Source organism: Streptomyces sp. NBC_00620 (assembly GCF_026341825.1).
In the GTDB taxonomy this organism is placed as follows: Bacteria; Actinomycetota; Actinomycetes; order Streptomycetales; family Streptomycetaceae; genus Streptomyces.
The window spans coordinates 2,173,797-2,191,091 of the sequence record NZ_JAPENY010000002.1; the positions used below are offsets into that span (position 1 = coordinate 2,173,797).

Below are 17,295 nucleotides of genomic sequence, written 5' to 3' on the forward strand. Positions count from 1 at the left end.
GACGCGGGAGCGGAGGGCTTCGGCCTCGCCGCGGAGGATGACCGCGACGCGGGTGACGTCAGACAGGCCCTAGCGGCGCCGGCCCGCGGAATCGCGTACGGGAGCCAAGAAGCCCCACCGTCTCCCGGTGCCGCGCCACATGCGTCGCCAGGCCGGAGTGGTTCGCGAGGGCGCGCACGGCGCCGGTGCACTGACGCGTGAGCGCGCGGACGCCTGGGGCGCGGAGCAGCGCAGCCGCGCCGCGACCGACCGCCTGTCTCCTGGCCCTGCCGGTGTTCGCGGCGCGGTCACCGCACCCCTCAGGTCGACTCCCGCCGTACCAACTCCGTGGGCAGGATCACCGCCGCAGGGTCCTCGCCCCCGATCTGGGCGAGCAGCACCCGTACCATCTCGGCGCTGATGCGGTCCCAGGGCTGGCGGATGGTGGTGAGGGCGGGAGTGGACGCGGTGGCCGCGGGGGAGTCGTCGAAGCCGCCGACCGACACGTCCTCGGGTACCCGGCGGCCGGCCTTGCGCAGCGCGGCGAGCACGCCCTGGGCCATCAGGTCGGAGGCGACGAACACGGCGTCCATGTCCGGTACTCGGGTGAGGAGTTGCTCGGCGCCCGCCTCGCCGCTGGCGCGGCTGTAGTCGCCGGAGACGACGAGACGGTCGTCGGCCTCGATGCCCGCCTCGGCGAGCACCTCCCGGTAGCCCGCGAGACGCTCGACACCGCCGGGGGTGTCGAGCGGGCCCGTGACCACGCCGATCCGGCGACGGCCGAGGGACCGCAGGTGTTTGACCATGTCACGGGCGCCGTCCCGGTCGTCCGCGGCGACGTAACTGACCTTGGACCCCATGCCGATGGGCTTGCCGCAGGCGACCAGCGGCACGCCCGCCTCGCGCAGCTGCTCGGCCACCGGGTCGCCGGAGTGGCTGGAGACCAGCAGCACCCCGTCGACATGGCCCGCGGTGATGTACCGAGTTATGCGCCGCCGTTCGTCCTGCGTGCCCGCGAGCATCAGCAGGAGGGGAACGTCGTGCGCGGCCAGCGCCTGCGTGCAACCACGTAGCAGGACGTTGAAGTTGGGGTCCTCGAAGAACCGCTCCTGAGGTTCGGTCAGCAGGAAGCCGATCGAGTCGGAACGCCCGGTGATCAGCGAGCGGGCGTGCCGGTTCACGACGTAACCCGTCCTGCGGATGGCGGCGTTGACCGCCTCCTGCGCCGCGGGGCTGACGTAGTGCCCGCCGTTGAGCACGCGCGACACCGTGCCCCTCGATACACCCGCCTCGCGCGCGACGTCATGAATCGTGGGCGGTCTGCGCCGGCCCCCCGCGTTGGTCATGGTCACGACTTTACGGCTCCCGACAGCAGATCGAGACTCCAGAAACGCTGGATGACCAGGAACAGCGCGACCAGCGGGATGATCGCGAGCAGCGCACCGGTGATCACCAGCGTGTACAACGCCGGGGTGTTTGAGCCCTGTTCGAGAAGCGTGAACAGGCCGAGCGTGATCGGGAACTTCTCGTCGTCGCTGAGCATGATGTACGGCAGCAGGAAGTTGTTCCACACCGCCACGAACTGGAACAGGAACACCGTCACCAGACCCGGCACCATCATCGGCAGCGCGATCCGCGTGAAGATCCGCCACTCGCTCGCGCCGTCCATCCGCCCGGCCTCGACCACGTCACCGGGCACGGCCGCGGCGGCGTAGATCCGGGCGAGATACACGCCGTACGGGGAGAGGACGAGCGGCAGGAGCACGGACGCGTACGAGTCCGTCAGGTCCGCCTTCGCCAGCAGCAGGTACTGCGGGATGGCCAGGATTACCGGCGGCATCAGCACACCGGCCATCAGGATGCTGAACACCGTCTCGCGGCCACGGAAGCGGTACATCGCGAGCGCGTAGCCGCTGACCGCCGAGACGGCCGTCGACAGGAGGGCGCCGAGACCGGCGTACAGGGCGGAGTTGCCCATCCACTTCCAGTAGATGCCGTCGCGGTAGGCGTTGAGATCCTTGACGTTCTCGGTGAAACCGGAGCCCGGAAGGAAGGTGAAGGTGGAGAACAGCTCGCTGCCCGACTTGGTGGCCGCGATCACCACCCAGGCGACCGGCAGCAGACAGTAGAGGGCGCCGAGCAGCAGCGTCAGCGTCGGGACGAGGGCGATCCGGCGGCGCAGCGGCGGCCCCTGGGCGGTCCCGGGGGTGGTACCCGCGGCCGGTGCGGCCTTACGCAGGGCAAGAGAACTCATCGTGCTTCCTCCTGCTTGTTACGGGAGTTCGCGGCACGCAGGAAGCCGAAGGACAGGACGAGGGTGACGACGGCGATGAGTGCGGCCTGCGCGGCGGCGGAGTAGATGTCGCCGTTCTTGAAGGCGTCCTGGTACACCTTCATCAGCGGACTCCAGGTCGTGGAGACGGAGTTGGTGAGCGGTTTGAGGGTGGTCGGCTCGCTGAACACCTGGAGCGTCGCGATGATCGAGAAGAAGAAGGTGAGCACCAGCGAGGGCGCCACCATCGGGATCTTGATCCGCAGCGCGATCTGCAGCGGTGTGGCGCCGTCCAGCTTCGCCGCCTCGTACACCTCGGCCGGAATGGCCTGCAGCGAGGTGTAGATGACGATCATGTTGAAGCCGGTGCCGCCCCAGACCGCGATGTTGGACAGTGCGATGTAGAGCGGACCGCCGTCCAGCAGGTCAGGCTGCGGCATCCCCAGCTTGTCGAGGATGAAGTAGAAGGGGCTGACGTCCGGGAGGTACAGGAAGCCCCAGAGCATCGCGGCGACGACGCCCGGAATGGCGTACGGCAGGAAGATCGCGAGCCGCGTGAAGGGGGCGAGGCGCACCTTGTCCGTGTCGAGCATCAGGGCGAAGAGCAGCGCGAGGCCGAGCATCACCGGGATCACGATGGCGCCGTAGCCCGCCACGCGCAGCGCCCCGTCGAGCAGTTCGGAGTCGGTGAGCGCGTCGGTGTAGTTCTCCAGGCCCGCCCAGACTTCCTTGCGGGCACCGGCGCCGAGCCCGAGGCCCGAGACCTGGACCTTGTGCAGGCTCAGCCAGAGCGCGTACCCGATGGGCAGCGCGAAGAAGAGGGCGAAGAGGACCGTCGCGGGGATGAGGAAAGCGTACGGGGCCCCCTTGACCCCGTACGACTTCCGGCGTGCCTTGGTCACTCCGCGACCCCGAAGCCCTGCTTCTTGAGGTCGGCGACGGTGTCGTCCTGCATGGTCTTCAGGGCGGCACCGAAGTCCGACTTGTTCTTGGCCGCGGCGCCGAAGGCGTCGTTGAAGGTCGTGTAGGCGACGTTCACGTTCGGGCCCCAGGCGGACGGCGCGGTGGTCTTCGCGATCTCGGAGGCCTTGGTGTAGAAGTCGGCCTGGTTCGAGAAGAAGGCCGGCGGCGTGGCGAACGCGCCACCGGTCTGTGCGCTCGTGGCGGCCGGGTAGATGCCACCCTCCTTCGCCATCGCGGCCACCGCCGTCGGGTCCGTGTTCAGCCAGGCGGCGAACTTCGCGGCGGCCGACTTGTTCTTGGAGTCAGTGGTGACCGCGGTGGACGAGCCACCCCAGCTGCCGGTGACGTTGTCGGAGGCCGACCACTGCGGCAGCGGGGCCATCGCCCACTTGCCCGCGGTGTCGGGGGCCGCGGTGGTGAGGGTGCCGGGCGCCCAGACCGCGCTGACCCAGGCGATCTGCTTGCCGGTGTTCAGCGCCTTGTTCCAGGACGGCGTGTACATCGGCTGGTTGTCGATCGCGCCCTCCTTGACGAGGCCGCCCCAGAAGTCGGCGACCTTCTGCGTCGCCGCGTCGTCGATGCCGACCTTCCACTTCTCGCCCTCGGTCGTCCACCACTTGGCGCCCGCCTGCTGCGCCAGCCCCGCGAAGAGGCCGGAGTCGTTGGCGGAGAACGTGGTCAGGTCCGTGTCGGGGGACTTCTTCTTGAGCGCGCGGGCGGTCTCCGCGAACTCCTCCCACGTCGTCGGGACCGTCAGGCCGTACTGCTTGAAGAGGTCCTCGCGGTAGTAGAACATCATCGGCCCGATGTCCTGCGGGATCGCGTACACCGCGTCCGTGCCCAGCGTCGTCTGCTGCCAGACGCCCTCGGCGAACTTGTCCTTCGCGCCGTTCACATCGCCCGATATGTCGGCAAGCGCGTCATTGCTGACCAGCGTCGGAAGCGCCTGGTACTCGGCCTGGACCAGGTCCGGGGCCTTGTTCGCCTTGTGCGCGGTGAGGATCTTGGTGACCAGCGTGTCGCCGGACGCCTGCTTCTTCACCGTGACGGTGATCTGCTGCTCTTTCCCCGGCCCCTTGTTCCACAGGTCCACGACCTTGTCCATGCCCGGGGCCCAGGTCCAGTACGTCAGAGACGCGGGACCGGACTGGGCTTCGCTCTTGTCGTCGTCGTCGGACGAGCCGCAGGCGGCGAGCGAGGTGGCACCGAGCGCGACGGCGATGGTGGTGGCCACGAGGCGGCTGTGCTTCGTGATGGGCATGGATAGTTCTCCCCTGACCTGGGTCTCCGCCTGCTGCGGACGACCTGCCATGCTTCTGTGAGCGTTCACAGTAGAGAAACATCCCGGACACTTGTCAATGGTTGTTGCTGTGCGGTTATGTTGGGCTCTCGCCGATGGCGATGTGTGTGCACGTTCCCAAATGATCGATTAAACGGGAGAGATCCATGCCGGAGACCACCCCCAGGGGCCTCACCAGGCTCGCCTTCGGTGGGGACTACAACCCTGAGCAGTGGCCGGAACACGTCTGGCAGGAAGACGTCCGGCTGATGCGCGAGGCGGGCGTCACGATGGTGAGCGTCGGGATCTTCTCCTGGGCGCTCCTCGAACCGACGCCGGGCACCTACGAATTCGGCTGGCTGGACCGCCTGCTCGACCTGCTGCACGAGAACGGCATACGCGCCGACCTCGGTACGCCGACCGTGGCGCCGCCCGCCTGGTTCTACCGCGAGCACCCTGACGCGCTGCCGGTCACCGCAGACGGCACCCGCTACGAGTTCGGCTCACGAGGCGCCATCTGCCACAGCAACACCCACTACCGCGCGGCCGCCGCGAACATCGCCACCCAGCTCGCCACCCGGTACGCCAGCCACCCCGCGCTCGCCATGTGGCACGTCCACAACGAGTACGGCGTGCCCGTCTCGGCCTGCTACTGCGAGAGCTGCGCCGCGCACTTCCGCCGCTGGTTGACGACGACGTACGAGAGCGTCGACGCGCTCAACGAGGCCTGGGGCACCGCCTTCTGGGGCCAGCGCTACGCCGACTTCGGCCAGGTCAACCCGCCGCGGGTGACCCCGACCGTCGGCAACCCGGCCCAGGCGCTCGACTACAAGCGGTTCGCCGACGCCACCCTGCGCGAGAACTTCGTCGCCGAGCGGGACATCCTGCACCGCCTCTCACCCGGCATCCCGGTCACCACCAACTTCATGACCGCCCTCAGCCAGTGCGACTCCATCGACTACTGGGCCTGGGGCCGCGAGGTCGACCTCGTCACCAACGACCACTACCTGATCACCGACGGCCGCCGCACCCACGTCAACCTCGCGATGGCCGCCGACCTCACCCGCTCGGTCGGCGCCGGCGCCCCCTGGCTGCTGCTCGAACACTCCACGTCCGGCGTCAACTGGCAGCCGCGCAACCCCGCGAAGGCCCCGGGCCAGATGGCCCGGAACTCCCTCGCGCACGTCGCCCGTGGCTCCGACGGCGCCATGTTCTTCCAGTGGCGGCAGTCCCGGCGCGGCGCCGAGAAGTTCCACTCCTCGATGCTGCCGCACGCCGGAACGGACTCACGGGTGTGGCGCGAGGTCGTCGAACTCGGCGCGTCCGTCGACTCGTTGGCCCCGCTCAAGGGGACCCGCACCGTCGCCGACGTCGCCGTGCTCTGGGACTGGCAGTCCTGGTGGGCGCAGAACCTCCAGTGGCGGCCCAGCGAGGACCACGACCCGCGCGAGCGCGCAGACGCGTTCTACGAGGCGCTCTACGACCGTCACCTCACGGTCGACTTCGCCCACCCCGAAGCCGACTTGTCGGCGTATCCCCTTGTCGTCGTACCCGCGCTGTATCTGATGACGGAGGCCGCCGGGAGCAACCTCAGGGAGTACGTCGAGAACGGCGGCACCCTCGTCGTCTCGTACTTCTCCGGCATCGTCGACGAGCACGACGCCGTGCACGAGGGCCCCTACCCGGGCGCCCTGCGTGACGTACTCGGCCTGACCGTCGAGGAGTTCTCGCCGCTCCTCCAGGGCGACCACGTCCGGATCACCGGCCCCGACGGCTCCGAACTCACCGGCGATGTATGGACCGAGTTCGTCGTCCCGCGCGGCGCCGAGACCGTGTGGACGTACGCCGACGGACTCACCGCCGGCCGGCCGGCCGTCACCCGGCACGGCCTCGGCGAGGGCTCGGCCTGGTACGTTTCCACCCGCCTCGGCGCCCAGGGCCTGGACGCCCTGATCGGCTGGGCGGCCGACGACGCGCGGATCGCGCCGCGCGCCGACCTGCCCCGCGACGTCGAAGTGGTGCGCCGCACCGGCGAGTCCGGCACCTATGTGTTCGCCATCAACCACACCGCCTCCGACGCCAAGGTGCCGCTGGAGGCACACGGCACCGAACTCCTCACGGGCGAACGTGCTGCGGGCCGACTCGGAGTACCGGCGGGCGCGGTCCGGGTCGTACGGCTCGACGGCTGAGCCGGTTTGTTGCCTTCGCCCCCGCCGCCCCTACCCGTCCCATCCTTTCGGGGGCCAGCCCCCGACCCCCCGCTCCTCAAACGCCGGAGGGGCTGAAATACCCAGCCTGTCCGGCGTTTGAGGACGAGGCCGTTCAGGCCGAACGGGGGTTTGGGGGCGGAGCCCCCAAAGACGGGACGGGTAGGGGCGGCGGGGGCGAAGAACCCCCTCCTCAAGCCCCAACCCCGGGGCGCCCATCCCCATCACGTCGAAGGGACGACGGACGATGATGTTCCATCCCAGACGCACACTCAGGGCCCTGCTGCTGCCGCTGGCCGCCGGGCTCGCCTTCACCGCGCTGCCCGCGCAGACCGCTCACGCGGCGAGCACTCTCACCAACGGCGGCTTCGAGTCGAACGGTGCCGCCACGGCGACGCCGACCGGCTGGTCGACGTACTCGGCGGCGGGGCAGAACGCCGCCTCGTACACCGAGTCCGGTGGCCACGGCGGGAGTTACCGCCTCACGCACTGGTCGGCCTCGGCCTACAAGGTGGAGACTTACCAGTACCTCTCCGGGCTGACCAACGGGAACTACACCCTCACCGCGTGGGTGCGTTCCGGCGGCGGCCAGAACTCGGCCTACCTCGCCCTGAAGAACTGCGGGAGTTCGGAGCAGCGCACCGATCTGCCGGTCTCCGCGAGCGGCTGGATCCGGATCGTCACGTCGATCGCCGTGACGAACAACCAGTGCACGATCAGCATCAACTCCGATGCGAACGCGGGCAATTGGATCAACGTCGACGACCTGACCTTCGCGTCCGGCTCGACAGCCCTCGCCATCAAGGGTTCTGACGTCTCGTCACTCGCCAAGAGCGAGGCCCTCGGCGGTGTCTACAAGACCAGCTCGGGCACGACCGGCGACGCGCTCGCCATCCTCAAGTCCGCGGGACAGAACTACGCCCGCCTCAAGGTGTGGGTGAACCCCGCCGACGGCTACAACAACAAGGCGCGCGTGCTGGCCATCGCCAAGCGCGTCAAGGCGCAGGGCATGAAACTCCTCGTCGACTTCCACTACTCGGACACCTGGGCCGACCCGGGCGCCCAGACCAAGCCGGCCGCCTGGTCCGGACACTCCTACAGCCAGCTCAAGACCGACGTCTACAACCACACGTACGACGTCCTCAACGCCCTGAAGGCGCAGGGCACGACGGCCGACATGGTGCAGGTCGGCAACGAGATCAACGGGGGCATGCTCTGGTCCGAGGGCTCGACGAGCAACTGGGCGCAGCTCGCGGGGCTGCTCAACTCCGGCTACGACGCGGTCAAGGCGGTCAACTCCTCCACCACCGTGGCGCTGCACCTCGCCAAGGGCGGTGACCTCGCGGGCACCCGCTGGTGGTTCGACAGCGCGGTCGCCAATGGCGTGAAGTTCGACGTCATCGGCCTGTCGTACTACGGCTACTGGCACGGAACGCTCGCCGACTTCCAGACCACGCTGGACGACGCGGCGGCCCGCTACGGCAAGCCGGTCTACCTCGCCGAGACGGCCTACCCGTTCCGCCTGGACAGCGAGGACTCGACCGAGAACATCATCGACCTCACCAGCGAGCTGGTCTCGGGCTACGCGGCCTCGACGGCCGGGCAGACGAAGTGGATGAAGGACGTCGCGAGCATCGTGGAGGCCGTCCCGAACGGACGCGGCCTCGGCATCTTCTACTGGGAATCCACCTGGACCGCTGTCACCGGCAACGGCTGGGACCCGACGGACTCCGCGTCCGGCAACGGCTGGGAGAACCAGGCCCTGTTCGGCTACGACGACAAGGCGCTGCCCGCCATGTCGTGGTTCAGCCACCGCTGAGCAGATGAGGGCCCGGCCGCCGCGGCGGCCGGGCCCTCGGCGTTCCCCCGGCCGTTCGGCCCCTGCGAGCGTCGCCGAAGCCCGTGCGTGTCGCCCCGGGCTGCGGCACAGTAGCGGGAGACCGCCTTGACGGAGGGGGACGAGATGCTGAGGGTTCCCGTCAGTGGACAACGTATGGACATCCTGGAGTGGCTCCGGGACCCCGTCGCGCACTTTCCGCCGCAGCGGGGCGGCGACCTCGTCGAGGACGGCATCAGCTCGGCGACCCTCGCCGCCAAGCTCGGCGTGAGCCGGAACGCCGCGCGCACCCACCTCGACCTCCTCACCGGGATCGGGCTGCTGCGCACCAAGAAGATCAGACGTCGCACCTTCTACCGCCGCGACGAGTACCGCATCGCCGAGGTCAGCCACTTCTTCGAGAAGGGCTGGTAGGAGCCTCCGGGGCCCCGGTTGGGTGTGCGGGGCCGGCCCACCCGGCGTTACGCTGTTCACCGGCCGCGATCTTGCCTCGCGGCGCGGCGGTGGGGCCCGCCGTACCCGAACCGCGGTGTCGGTGCCGCCAACGGTCCCTACTTGCGATGGAGCGTGCTCGGGCGACCGGGCCCCGGCGAGTAGGAGACGTACGCACATGACAGTCCCACGGCCAGAGCGAGTCGACCGGGTCGGGATTCCCGCGCGGCCGGTGTCCCCGTGGCACGGCCAGGGGCCGGTCGTCGCGATGGTCGCGCTCGGCGGCGCCATCGGCGCCACGGCCCGCTACGGCGCGTCGCTGCTGTGGCCCGCGCAGCCGGGCGGATTCCCCTGGACCACGTTCTGGGTCAATGTCGTCGGCTGCGCCGTGATCGGCGTCTTCATGGTGGTCGTCACCGAGGTGTGGGTGGCCCACCGGCTGGTGCGGCCGTTCTTCGGCACCGGGGTACTCGGCGGATTCACCACCTTCTCGACGTACGCCGTCGACATCCAGAAACTGGTCGACGAGGGCCACCCCGGCACTGGTCTCGGCTACCTAGCCGCGACTCTGTTCGCGGCCCTCGCGGCGGTCTGGCTCGCGGTCGCGGCAGCACGCCGCGTACTGGCACGGAGGCGGCGATGACGAGTCGGAGGCGGCCATGACCAGGGCGGAGACGGCGATGACCAGGCGGAGGCAGCGATGACGAGGCTGACGGGTCGCGCCCTGCGCGTGACGATCTTCATCGGCGAGAACGACACCTGGCACCACAAGCCCCTCTACACGGAGATCGTGCACCGCGCCCGTGCGGCAGGCATCGCGGGCGCGAGCGTCTTCCGCGGTATCGAGGGCTTCGGCGCCTCTTCGCTGATCCACACCTCGCGGCTGCTCTCGCTCAGCGAGGACCTGCCGGTGGCCGTCGTGATCGTGGACACCGAGGAGCATGTACGCGCCTTCCTGCCGACGCTCGACGCACTGGTCACCGAGGGGCTGGTGATCCTCGACGACTGCGAGGTCATCCGATACGTCGGACGGGAGCCGAAGCAGGGCGAAACGGACAAGGAAGGTAAGAGGTAGTTGTGAACTGGCTGCTGGTGATCATCGGTGCCGCGGTCGGCGCGCCGCTGCGCTATCTGACCGACCGCGCGGTGCAGCTGAGACACGACTCGGTCTTCCCCTGGGGCACCTTCGCCGTCAACGTCACGGGCTGTCTGATCCTCGGCCTCCTGACCGGCGCGGCCTCGGCGGGACATGCCTCCTCCCACCTGCAGCTGCTGATCGGCACGGGCCTGTGCGGGGCACTGACCACGTACTCGACGTTCTCGTACGAGACGCTGCGGCTGACCGAGACGGGCGCCGGGTTCCATGCCGCGGCGAACGTGATCGCGAGCGTCGCGGCGGGCCTCGGGGCGGCGTTCGCGGGGGTCTCCTTCGCGCAGACTGTGTGGTCGTAGGCGACGAACGCTTGCTCGCACGTAGTAGGACGGTCGACAGCACTGTCGGCCAACTCCCAGAACTGGATCCCATGAGCGTCATCAACGTCGGTCAGGCCGTCGTCCTCGGAGCCGTCGAGGGGGTGACCGAATTCCTCCCCGTCTCCTCCACCGGACACCTCAAGATCACCGAAGGGCTGATGGGCATCCCCGTCGACGACAACGCCGTGGTCGGGTTCTCGGCCGTCATCCAGGTCGGCGCGATCGCCGCCGTGCTCGTGTACTTCTTCAAGGACATCGTGCGGATCCTCTCCGCTTGGGGCCGCGGCCTGCGCGACCGTGAGGAGCGCTACCACCACGACTACAAGTTCGCCTGGTGGGTCATCTACGCGACCATCCCGATCGTGATCGTCGGTCTGGCGGCGAAGCCGCTCATCGAAGGCCCGCTCGCCTCGCTGTGGGTGGTCGCGGCCTCGCTGATCGTCGGCAGCGGCGTGATGTGGGCGGCGGACCAGATGGGCCGGCACAAGCGGGGCGAGGACGACACCTCGTTCAAGGACGCGATGCTGGTCGGCAGCTCCCAGATCCTCGCCCTGCTCTTCCCGGGCTTCTCACGCTCCGGCGCCACCATGTCCACGGCGCTCATCCTCGACCTCGACCGCGTCGCCGCCACCCGGCTCTCCTTCTTCCTCGGCATCCCCGCCCTGACCGGCGCCGGTCTTTACGAGCTGAAGGACGCCCTGGGTACGGGGGTCGGCGCGGCCCCGCTCGTCGTCGGCACGCTGGTCTCCTTCGTGGTCGCGTACGGCTCCATCGCCTGGCTGCTGAAGTATGTCGCCAAGCACTCCTTCAACGCCTTCGTGATCTACCGGCTCGTGATCGGCGTCGCGCTGTTCGGCCTGCTCGGGGCGGGTGTGCTCAGCTGAGTCCTGCGACGGTGCGACGGTGAATCCGCCCGCGGTATGAGAGCCGGTGCCCGTTCCTCGGGCACCGGCTCTCACGCCTTCCACCCTTGACAGCCGCCTCCCGTTCCCCGGAGTATCACCCCCGTGAACCTGTCAGACAGCCAGACAGGTGGCTCGGTACCGCGGCGCGTCAGCGCCATGGAAGCGGTGCTCACCCACCTCCGCAGCGCCATCGAGCGCGGCGAGTACGCCATCGGCGACAAGCTTCCCTCCGAGGCGGAGCTGTGCCGCCGCCTGGAGGTCAGCCGCCCCGTGCTCCGCGAGGCGCTACGGGCCCTGCAGGTGATGGGCCTGACCGTCTCCCGTACCGGCAAGGGCACCTTCGTGCTCGCCAACACGGTCGAGGACCCCACCTTCGGCGACTACGCGGCCAGCGACCTGCTCGAGGTGCGCCGCCACGTCGAGATCCCCGTCGCCGGGTACGCGGCGGTGCGCCGCACCCCGGAGAACCTCGACCACCTCGCGCATCTCCTGGAGCGGATGGAGCGGGAGATCGACACCACCGCGTGGGTGGCGATGGACACGATCTTCCACATCGCCGTCGCCGAGGCCTCCCAGAACCCGGTCTTCCGCAGGGTCATCGAAGAGATCCGGGACGCCCTGGCACGTCAGTCGGCCTTCCTCAACGAACTCGGCGACCGCCGCGAGCAGTCCAACCGCGAACACCGCGCGATCGTCGAGGCGTTGATCGACGGCAGCGAGCACGACGCGGTGGAAGCCATGTCCCATCACCTCGACCGCGTCGAGAACACCCTCACCTCCATCGTGCACCCCGAGCGCACGGACACCCCCACGAAAGGCGGACCCGAGGCGTGAGCGAGCAGTCCCTGAAACAAGAAGCGCGCGCGGCGAGCGGCCATGTCGACGCCGGCGACGCGGGCTACAGCAAGTCGCTCAAGTCCCGGCACGTCAACATGATCGCCATCGGCGGAGCCATCGGCACCGGCCTCTTCCTCGGCGCCGGAGGCCGCCTCGCCGACGCCGGACCCTCGCTGTTCGTCGCCTACGCGGTCTGCGGCCTCTTCGCCTTCCTGGTCGTCCGCGCGCTGGGCGAACTCGTCCTGTACCGGCCGTCGTCGGGCGCCTTCGTGTCGTACGCCCGTGAGTTCCTCGGTGAGAAGGGCGCGTACATCGCGGGCTGGATGTACTTCCTCAACTGGGCCACCACCGGCATCGCCGATATCACCGCCGTGGCCCTCTACACGCACTACTGGGGCATGTTCTCCGACGTCCCGCAGTGGGTGATCGCGCTCATCGCGCTCGCCGTCGTCCTCACCGTGAACCTCATATCGGTGAAGATGTTCGGCGAACTGGAGTTCTGGTTCGCGATCATCAAGGTCGGCGCACTCGTCGCCTTCATGCTCATCGGCATCTTCCTCCTCGTCACCCAGCACCCCGTCGACGGCCACGCCCCCGGCCCGTCCCTGATCACCGACAACGGCGGTGTCTTCCCCAACGGCATGCTGCCGATGCTCCTGATCATCCAGGGCGTCGTCTTCGCCTACGCCTCCGTCGAACTGGTCGGCGTCGCGGCGGGCGAGACCGAGAACCCCGAGAAGATCATGCCGAAGGCCATCAACTCCATTATGTGGCGCGTCGGCATCTTCTACGTCGGCTCCGTGCTCCTCCTGTCGATGCTGCTGCCCTGGAACAAGTACACCGGGGGAGAGAGCCCCTTCGTCACCGTCCTGTCGAACATCGGCATCCCCGCAGCGGGCGGCGTCATGAACCTCGTCGTCCTCACCGCCGCCATGTCCTCGCTCAACTCCGGCCTGTACTCCACCGGCCGCATCCTGCGCTCCATGGCCATGTCCGGTTCCGCACCGAGGTTCACCGGAGTGATGAGCCGCAGCCAGGTCCCGTACGGCGGGATCCTGCTCACCAGCGGCATCTGCGTACTCGGCGTCGGCCTCAACTTCGTCGTGCCCGCCGACGCCTTCGAGATCGTGCTGAACTTCGCGGCGATCGGCATCCTCGCCACCTGGGGCATGATCATGCTCTGCCACCTGCTGTTCTGGCGCAAGACGGAGAACGGCGAGCTGTCCAGGCCGAGTTACCGCCTCCCCGGTTCGCCGTGGACCGAGGTCGTGACCATCGGCTTCCTGCTCTCCGTGCTCGTTCTGATGTACGCCGACGGTGGCGCCGGACGGACGACCGTGCTGTGTCTCCCGCTGATCGCGGCGGCTCTCGTCGCCGGCTGGTACGGAGTGCGCCGCCGGGTCGCCGGGATACGCGACGGAGCGGACGCGTGAACCAGGCAGTCAGGTACGGCAGTTCACTCGCGGCGGCTCCAGTGATCCGCGAGCCCCTGCACGCACCCGTCGCCCATCTCGTACGCGGCGGAGTCATCGAAGGCATCCACTACGGCTCGGTCGTCGTGCTGGCAGCCGACGGCCGCGTGGAGCTGCAGATCGGCGACATCGAGGCCGCCTTCTACCCGCGCTCGGCACTCAAACCCCTCCAGGCCGCGGCGATGCTGCGGGCCGGACTGCCGCTCGACGGCGAGCTGCTCTCGCTGGCCGCGGCCAGCCACTCCGGCGAGGAACGCCATCTGGCCGGCACCCGGCGGATCCTGGAGCTGGCCGGACTGCGCGAGGACCAGCTGCGCAACGTCCGGGACCTGCCCTTCGACCCGGTCGTACGCGAGGACTGGGTCCGTGAGGGGCGGCTGCCCTCCCGGCTCGCGCAGAACTGCTCGGGCAAACACGCCGCCATGCTGTACACCGCCAAGCTCAACGGCTGGTCGCTCGACGACTACCTCGACCCCGGGCACCCGCTCCAGCAGGCCATCGCGGAGATCGTCGAGGACCTCACCGGGCAGGCGATCGCGCGGGTGAGCGTCGACGGCTGCGGGGCGCCCCTGTTGTCGGTCTCACTGCACGGGCTCGCGCGCGCCGCCGCGCGGATCACCACCGCGGCCCCGGGCACCCCCGAGGCGATGGTGGCCGACGCCATGCGTGAGCACGCCGAGATGGCCTCCGGTTCCGGGCGCGACGTCGCCGCGCTGATGCGGGCCGTGCCGGGGCTGCTCGCCAAGGACGGATTCGAAGGTGTGCAGGTCGCGGCGCTGCCGGATGGTCGGGCTATCGCCGTGAAGATTGCCGACGGGGCCGATCGGGCGCGGGTTCCGGTGGCTGCGGCTGCCTTGGTCCGGGCCGGGGTCGATCCGGGCGCTCTTGCGGAGTTCGGCGGTGTGCCTCTCCTCGGGGGTGGCGTGGTGGTCGGTCACGTCCGCCCTGCCCGTGCGCTTGATCCGCTGCCGGCGCATGACATGTGCGCCTGAGCGCCGTGCGACGAGGGTTGTGGGGCGGGTGCGGGGCCGTTGTGGCTGGTCGCGCAGTTCCCCGCGCCCCTAGGTCCGCTGCCGCTTACCCATTCTTCTACGCCTCCCCCTTCGAAAGAGGACCGCTCAGCCATGATCACCGTCGCCGTAGCCCACCGCAGCGAACACGACCTGCTCGGAGACCGGGACGTTCCCGCCGAGGCGTACTGGGGGATCCACACCCTGCGGGCCACGGAGAACTTCCCCATCACGGGCACCGCGATATCCGCCTATCCGCACCTGATCGACGCCCTCGCCGCCGTCAAGGAGGCCGCCGCTCGCGCCAACGAGGAACTCGGCCTCCTTGAGCCCCGCAAGGCGGCCGCCATCGTCGCGGCCTGCCGGGAGATCCGGGACGGCGAACTGCACGACCAGTTCGTCGTCGACGTCATCCAGGGCGGCGCCGGCACCTCGACGAACATGAACGCCAACGAGGTGATCGCCAACCGGGCGTTGGAGCTCCTCGGCCACGCCAAGGGCGACTACCTGCATCTGCACCCCAACGAGGACGTCAACCTCGGCCAGTCGACCAACGACGTCTACCCGACCGCGGTCAAGGTCGCCACGGTCTTCGCGGTACGCGGGCTGCTCAAGGCGATGGCCGTGCTCCAGGATGCCTTCGCCCGCAAGGCGGTCGAGTTCCGTGACGTTTTGAAGATGGGGCGTACACAGCTCCAGGACGCGGTGCCGATGACGCTGGGGCAGGAGTTCTCGTCGTACGCCGTGATGCTGGACGAGGACCGGCTCCGCCTCGCCGAGGCCGTCGAGCTGATCCACGAGATCAACCTCGGGGCCACCGCGATCGGCACCGGGCTCAACGCCCCCGCCGGATACGCGGAGTCGGCGCGCCGCCATCTCGCGGACATCACCGGGCTGCCGCTGGTCACCGCCGCCAATCTGGTCGAGGCGACCCAGGACTGCGGCGCGTTCGTCCAGATGTCGGGCGTGCTGAAGCGGATCGCGGTCAAGCTGTCCAAGAGCTGCAACGACCTGCGGCTGCTGTCCTCCGGGCCGCGCGCCGGGCTGAACGAGATCAACCTGCCGCCCGTGCAGGCCGGTTCGAGCATCATGCCAGGCAAGGTCAACCCGGTGATCCCCGAAGTCGTCAACCAGGTCGCCTTCGAGGTGATCGGCAACGACGTCACCATCACCATGGCTGCCGAGGCGGGACAGCTCCAGCTCAACGCGTTCGAGCCGATCATCCTGCACTCGCTCTCGGAGAGCATCACGCACCTGAGTGCCGCCTGCCTGACCCTCGCGGAGAGGTGCGTCGACGGGATCACCGCCAACACGGAGGTGCTCCGCGCGGCGGTCGAGAACTCCATCGGCCTGGTCACCGCGCTCAACCCGCACATCGGGTACACGGCGGCCACCGACATCGCCAAGGAGGCCCTCGCCACCGGCCGCGGAGTCGCCGAACTCGTCCTGGAGAAGGGCCTGTTGCCCGCCGAACGCCTTGAGGCACTGCTCCGGCCCGAGGTGCTCGCGGGCAGCGGCACCCCGCAGGCCACCTCGGGGACCGCCCCGAGGGCGCTCTGAGCCGATGAGCACCGGGACCGGCCGGACGGCACAATGGTGATCATGTCCCCGTCGCTGACCTTTCAGCCGGTCCTGGAACGCATCGCCACCGAGATCGCGCAGACCCCCGGCCGCGGGCGGCCCGCCGACTACATCCCGGCGCTCGCCGCCTGCGACCCACGCCGCTTCGGCATGGCCGTCGCCGAGCTCGACGGCACGGTCTACGGCGTGGGGGACTGGCGTGTGCCCTTCTCCACCCAGTCCATCACCAAGGTCTTCACGCTCGCCCTCGACCTGGCCCGCGAGGGCGACGCGCTGTGGGAGCACGTCGGCCGCGAGCCCTCCGGCAACGCCTTCAACTCCCTGGTGCAGCTGGAGTACGAGAACGGCATCCCGCGCAACCCGTTCATCAACGCGGGAGCCCTCGTCGTCACCGACCGCCTGCAGACACAGACCGGAGACGCGGCCGGGTCCCTGCTCGCCTTCCTGCGCGCCGAGAGCGGCAACCAGGACCTGACCTTCGACAAGGACGTCGCCGCCTCCGAGGCCGCGCACGGCGACCGCAACGCGGCCCTCGCCCACTTCATGGCGTCGTACGGCAATATCGACAACCCCGTGCCGGTGCTCCTGGAGCAGTACTTCCGGCAGTGCTCGATCGAGGCCTCCTGCGCCGATCTGGCGCTGGCCACCGGCTTTCTGGCCAGACACGGCCTCCGGGCCGGCGGCTCCCGGCTGCTCACCCAGACCCAGGCCAAACAGGTCAACGCGGTGATGCTCACCTGCGGCGCCTACGACGCGGCGGGCGAGTTCGCGTACCGCGTGGGGCTGCCCGGCAAGAGCGGTGTGGGCGGCGGGATCATCGCGGTCGTGCCGGGGCGGTGCACGTTGTGCGTGTGGAGCCCGGGTCTCGACCAGAGCGGGAACTCGGTGGCGGGCGTCGCGGCTCTCGACCGGTTCACGACGCTGACAGGCGTGTCCGTCTTCTGATCTGCCGCCCCGGTGGCGGCTGTCCGTGCCCGGAACCGGTCCTCGTCGCGCGGATCTCACACGGAGGTCACGCGTAGGCCGCCGTCCGGAGAGAAGTACGTCG

At 69.3% G+C, this 17,295-nt stretch carries 16 protein-coding genes; 12 read left to right on the forward strand and 4 right to left on the reverse strand.

What is annotated here, in order from left to right; all coding sequences use genetic code 11:
• Positions 1-299: 299 nt before the first annotated feature.
• From OG246_RS29100 to OG246_RS29115, 4 genes are read right to left on the reverse strand one after another with little or no spacing between them, the layout of a single operon-like run.
• On the reverse strand, positions 300-1,331 hold the full coding sequence (locus tag OG246_RS29100) for a LacI family DNA-binding transcriptional regulator (protein WP_266469829.1): 1,032 nt from the start codon (positions 1,329-1,331) through the stop codon (positions 300-302).
• Positions 1,328-2,233, reverse strand: a complete 906-nt coding sequence (locus OG246_RS29105; RefSeq protein ID WP_266469830.1) for a carbohydrate ABC transporter permease — start codon at positions 2,231-2,233, stop codon at positions 1,328-1,330. The genes OG246_RS29100 and OG246_RS29105 overlap by 4 nt, the downstream gene beginning before the upstream one ends.
• On the reverse strand, positions 2,230-3,153 hold the full coding sequence (locus OG246_RS29110; RefSeq protein WP_266469831.1) for a carbohydrate ABC transporter permease: 924 nt from the start codon (positions 3,151-3,153) through the stop codon (positions 2,230-2,232). Before OG246_RS29110 ends, OG246_RS29105 begins: the two co-directional genes overlap by 4 nt.
• Positions 3,150-4,475, reverse strand: coding sequence for an ABC transporter substrate-binding protein (locus OG246_RS29115; RefSeq protein WP_266469833.1), 1,326 nt, complete (start codon positions 4,473-4,475; stop codon positions 3,150-3,152). Before OG246_RS29115 ends, OG246_RS29110 begins: the two co-directional genes overlap by 4 nt.
• 185 nt (positions 4,476-4,660) lie before the next feature.
• Between OG246_RS29115 and OG246_RS29120 the strand changes: the two genes are divergently transcribed.
• The 12 genes from OG246_RS29120 to OG246_RS29175 all read left to right on the forward strand — a co-directional run bounded on the left by OG246_RS29120 (position 4,661) and on the right by OG246_RS29175 (position 17,192).
• Complete coding sequence (locus OG246_RS29120; protein WP_266469835.1) at positions 4,661-6,682, forward strand: beta-galactosidase; 2,022 nt, start codon at positions 4,661-4,663, stop codon at positions 6,680-6,682.
• 268 nt (positions 6,683-6,950) lie between these two features.
• Positions 6,951-8,519 carry an arabinogalactan endo-1,4-beta-galactosidase gene (locus tag OG246_RS29125; RefSeq protein WP_266470999.1) on the forward strand — a complete coding sequence of 523 codons (1,569 nt, stop codon included), beginning with the start codon at positions 6,951-6,953 and terminating at the stop codon, positions 8,517-8,519.
• A gap of 144 nt (positions 8,520-8,663) precedes the next feature.
• Positions 8,664-8,951, forward strand: coding sequence for a winged helix-turn-helix domain-containing protein (locus tag OG246_RS29130; RefSeq protein WP_266471001.1), 288 nt, complete (start codon positions 8,664-8,666; stop codon positions 8,949-8,951).
• Positions 8,952-9,147: 196 nt separating this feature from the next.
• Positions 9,148-9,612 carry a fluoride efflux transporter CrcB gene (gene crcB / locus OG246_RS29135; protein WP_266469837.1) on the forward strand — a complete coding sequence of 155 codons (465 nt, stop codon included), beginning with the start codon at positions 9,148-9,150 and terminating at the stop codon, positions 9,610-9,612.
• A 57-nt stretch (positions 9,613-9,669) separates the two neighbouring features.
• On the forward strand, positions 9,670-10,044 hold the full coding sequence (locus OG246_RS29140; RefSeq protein ID WP_266469839.1) for a DUF190 domain-containing protein: 375 nt from the start codon (positions 9,670-9,672) through the stop codon (positions 10,042-10,044).
• 2 nt (positions 10,045-10,046) lie between these two features.
• Complete coding sequence (gene crcB, locus OG246_RS29145) at positions 10,047-10,421, forward strand: fluoride efflux transporter CrcB (protein ID WP_266469841.1); 375 nt, start codon at positions 10,047-10,049, stop codon at positions 10,419-10,421.
• A gap of 71 nt (positions 10,422-10,492) precedes the next feature.
• Positions 10,493-11,326 (forward strand): undecaprenyl-diphosphate phosphatase, encoded by an 834-nt coding sequence (locus tag OG246_RS29150; protein WP_266469842.1) that lies wholly within the window; start codon positions 10,493-10,495, stop codon positions 11,324-11,326.
• A gap of 123 nt (positions 11,327-11,449) precedes the next feature.
• Positions 11,450-12,181 carry a FadR/GntR family transcriptional regulator gene (locus tag OG246_RS29155; protein WP_266469844.1) on the forward strand — a complete coding sequence of 244 codons (732 nt, stop codon included), beginning with the start codon at positions 11,450-11,452 and terminating at the stop codon, positions 12,179-12,181.
• Positions 12,178-13,617, forward strand: a complete 1,440-nt coding sequence (locus tag OG246_RS29160; protein ID WP_266469845.1) for an amino acid permease — start codon at positions 12,178-12,180, stop codon at positions 13,615-13,617. The genes OG246_RS29155 and OG246_RS29160 overlap by 4 nt, the downstream gene beginning before the upstream one ends.
• Positions 13,614-14,648, forward strand: a complete 1,035-nt coding sequence (locus tag OG246_RS29165) for an asparaginase (protein WP_266469847.1) — start codon at positions 13,614-13,616, stop codon at positions 14,646-14,648. The genes OG246_RS29160 and OG246_RS29165 overlap by 4 nt, the downstream gene beginning before the upstream one ends.
• Before the next feature lie 132 nt (positions 14,649-14,780).
• Complete coding sequence (aspA, locus tag OG246_RS29170; RefSeq protein WP_266469849.1) at positions 14,781-16,226, forward strand: aspartate ammonia-lyase; 1,446 nt, start codon at positions 14,781-14,783, stop codon at positions 16,224-16,226.
• Between the two features lie 33 nt (positions 16,227-16,259).
• The gene (locus tag OG246_RS29175) at positions 16,260-17,192 is read left to right on the forward strand and encodes a glutaminase (RefSeq protein WP_266469851.1); all 933 of its coding nucleotides are present in this window, start codon (positions 16,260-16,262) and stop codon (positions 17,190-17,192) included.
• Positions 17,193-17,295 lie beyond the last annotated feature (103 nt).

What these genes read in the sequence shown, in the direction of transcription:
- OG246_RS29105 (WP_266469830.1), bottom strand. Translation starts at nt 2,233, where the DNA reads ATGAGTTCTCTTGCCCTGCGTAAGGCCGCACCGGCCGCGGGTACCACC.
- OG246_RS29115 (WP_266469833.1), bottom strand. Translation starts at nt 4,475, where the DNA reads ATGCCCATCACGAAGCACAGCCGCCTCGTGGCCACCACCATCGCCGTC.
- OG246_RS29120 (WP_266469835.1), top strand. Translation starts at nt 4,661, where the DNA reads ATGCCGGAGACCACCCCCAGGGGCCTCACCAGGCTCGCCTTCGGTGGG.
- OG246_RS29125 (WP_266470999.1), top strand. Translation starts at nt 6,951, where the DNA reads ATGTTCCATCCCAGACGCACACTCAGGGCCCTGCTGCTGCCGCTGGCC.
- OG246_RS29130 (WP_266471001.1), top strand. Translation starts at nt 8,664, where the DNA reads ATGCTGAGGGTTCCCGTCAGTGGACAACGTATGGACATCCTGGAGTGG.
- crcB (WP_266469837.1), top strand. Translation starts at nt 9,148, where the DNA reads ATGACAGTCCCACGGCCAGAGCGAGTCGACCGGGTCGGGATTCCCGCG.
- OG246_RS29140 (WP_266469839.1), top strand. Translation starts at nt 9,670, where the DNA reads ATGACGAGGCTGACGGGTCGCGCCCTGCGCGTGACGATCTTCATCGGC.
- OG246_RS29150 (WP_266469842.1), top strand. Translation starts at nt 10,493, where the DNA reads ATGAGCGTCATCAACGTCGGTCAGGCCGTCGTCCTCGGAGCCGTCGAG.
- aspA (WP_266469849.1), top strand. Translation starts at nt 14,781, where the DNA reads ATGATCACCGTCGCCGTAGCCCACCGCAGCGAACACGACCTGCTCGGA.
- OG246_RS29175 (WP_266469851.1), top strand. Translation starts at nt 16,260, where the DNA reads ATGGTGATCATGTCCCCGTCGCTGACCTTTCAGCCGGTCCTGGAACGC.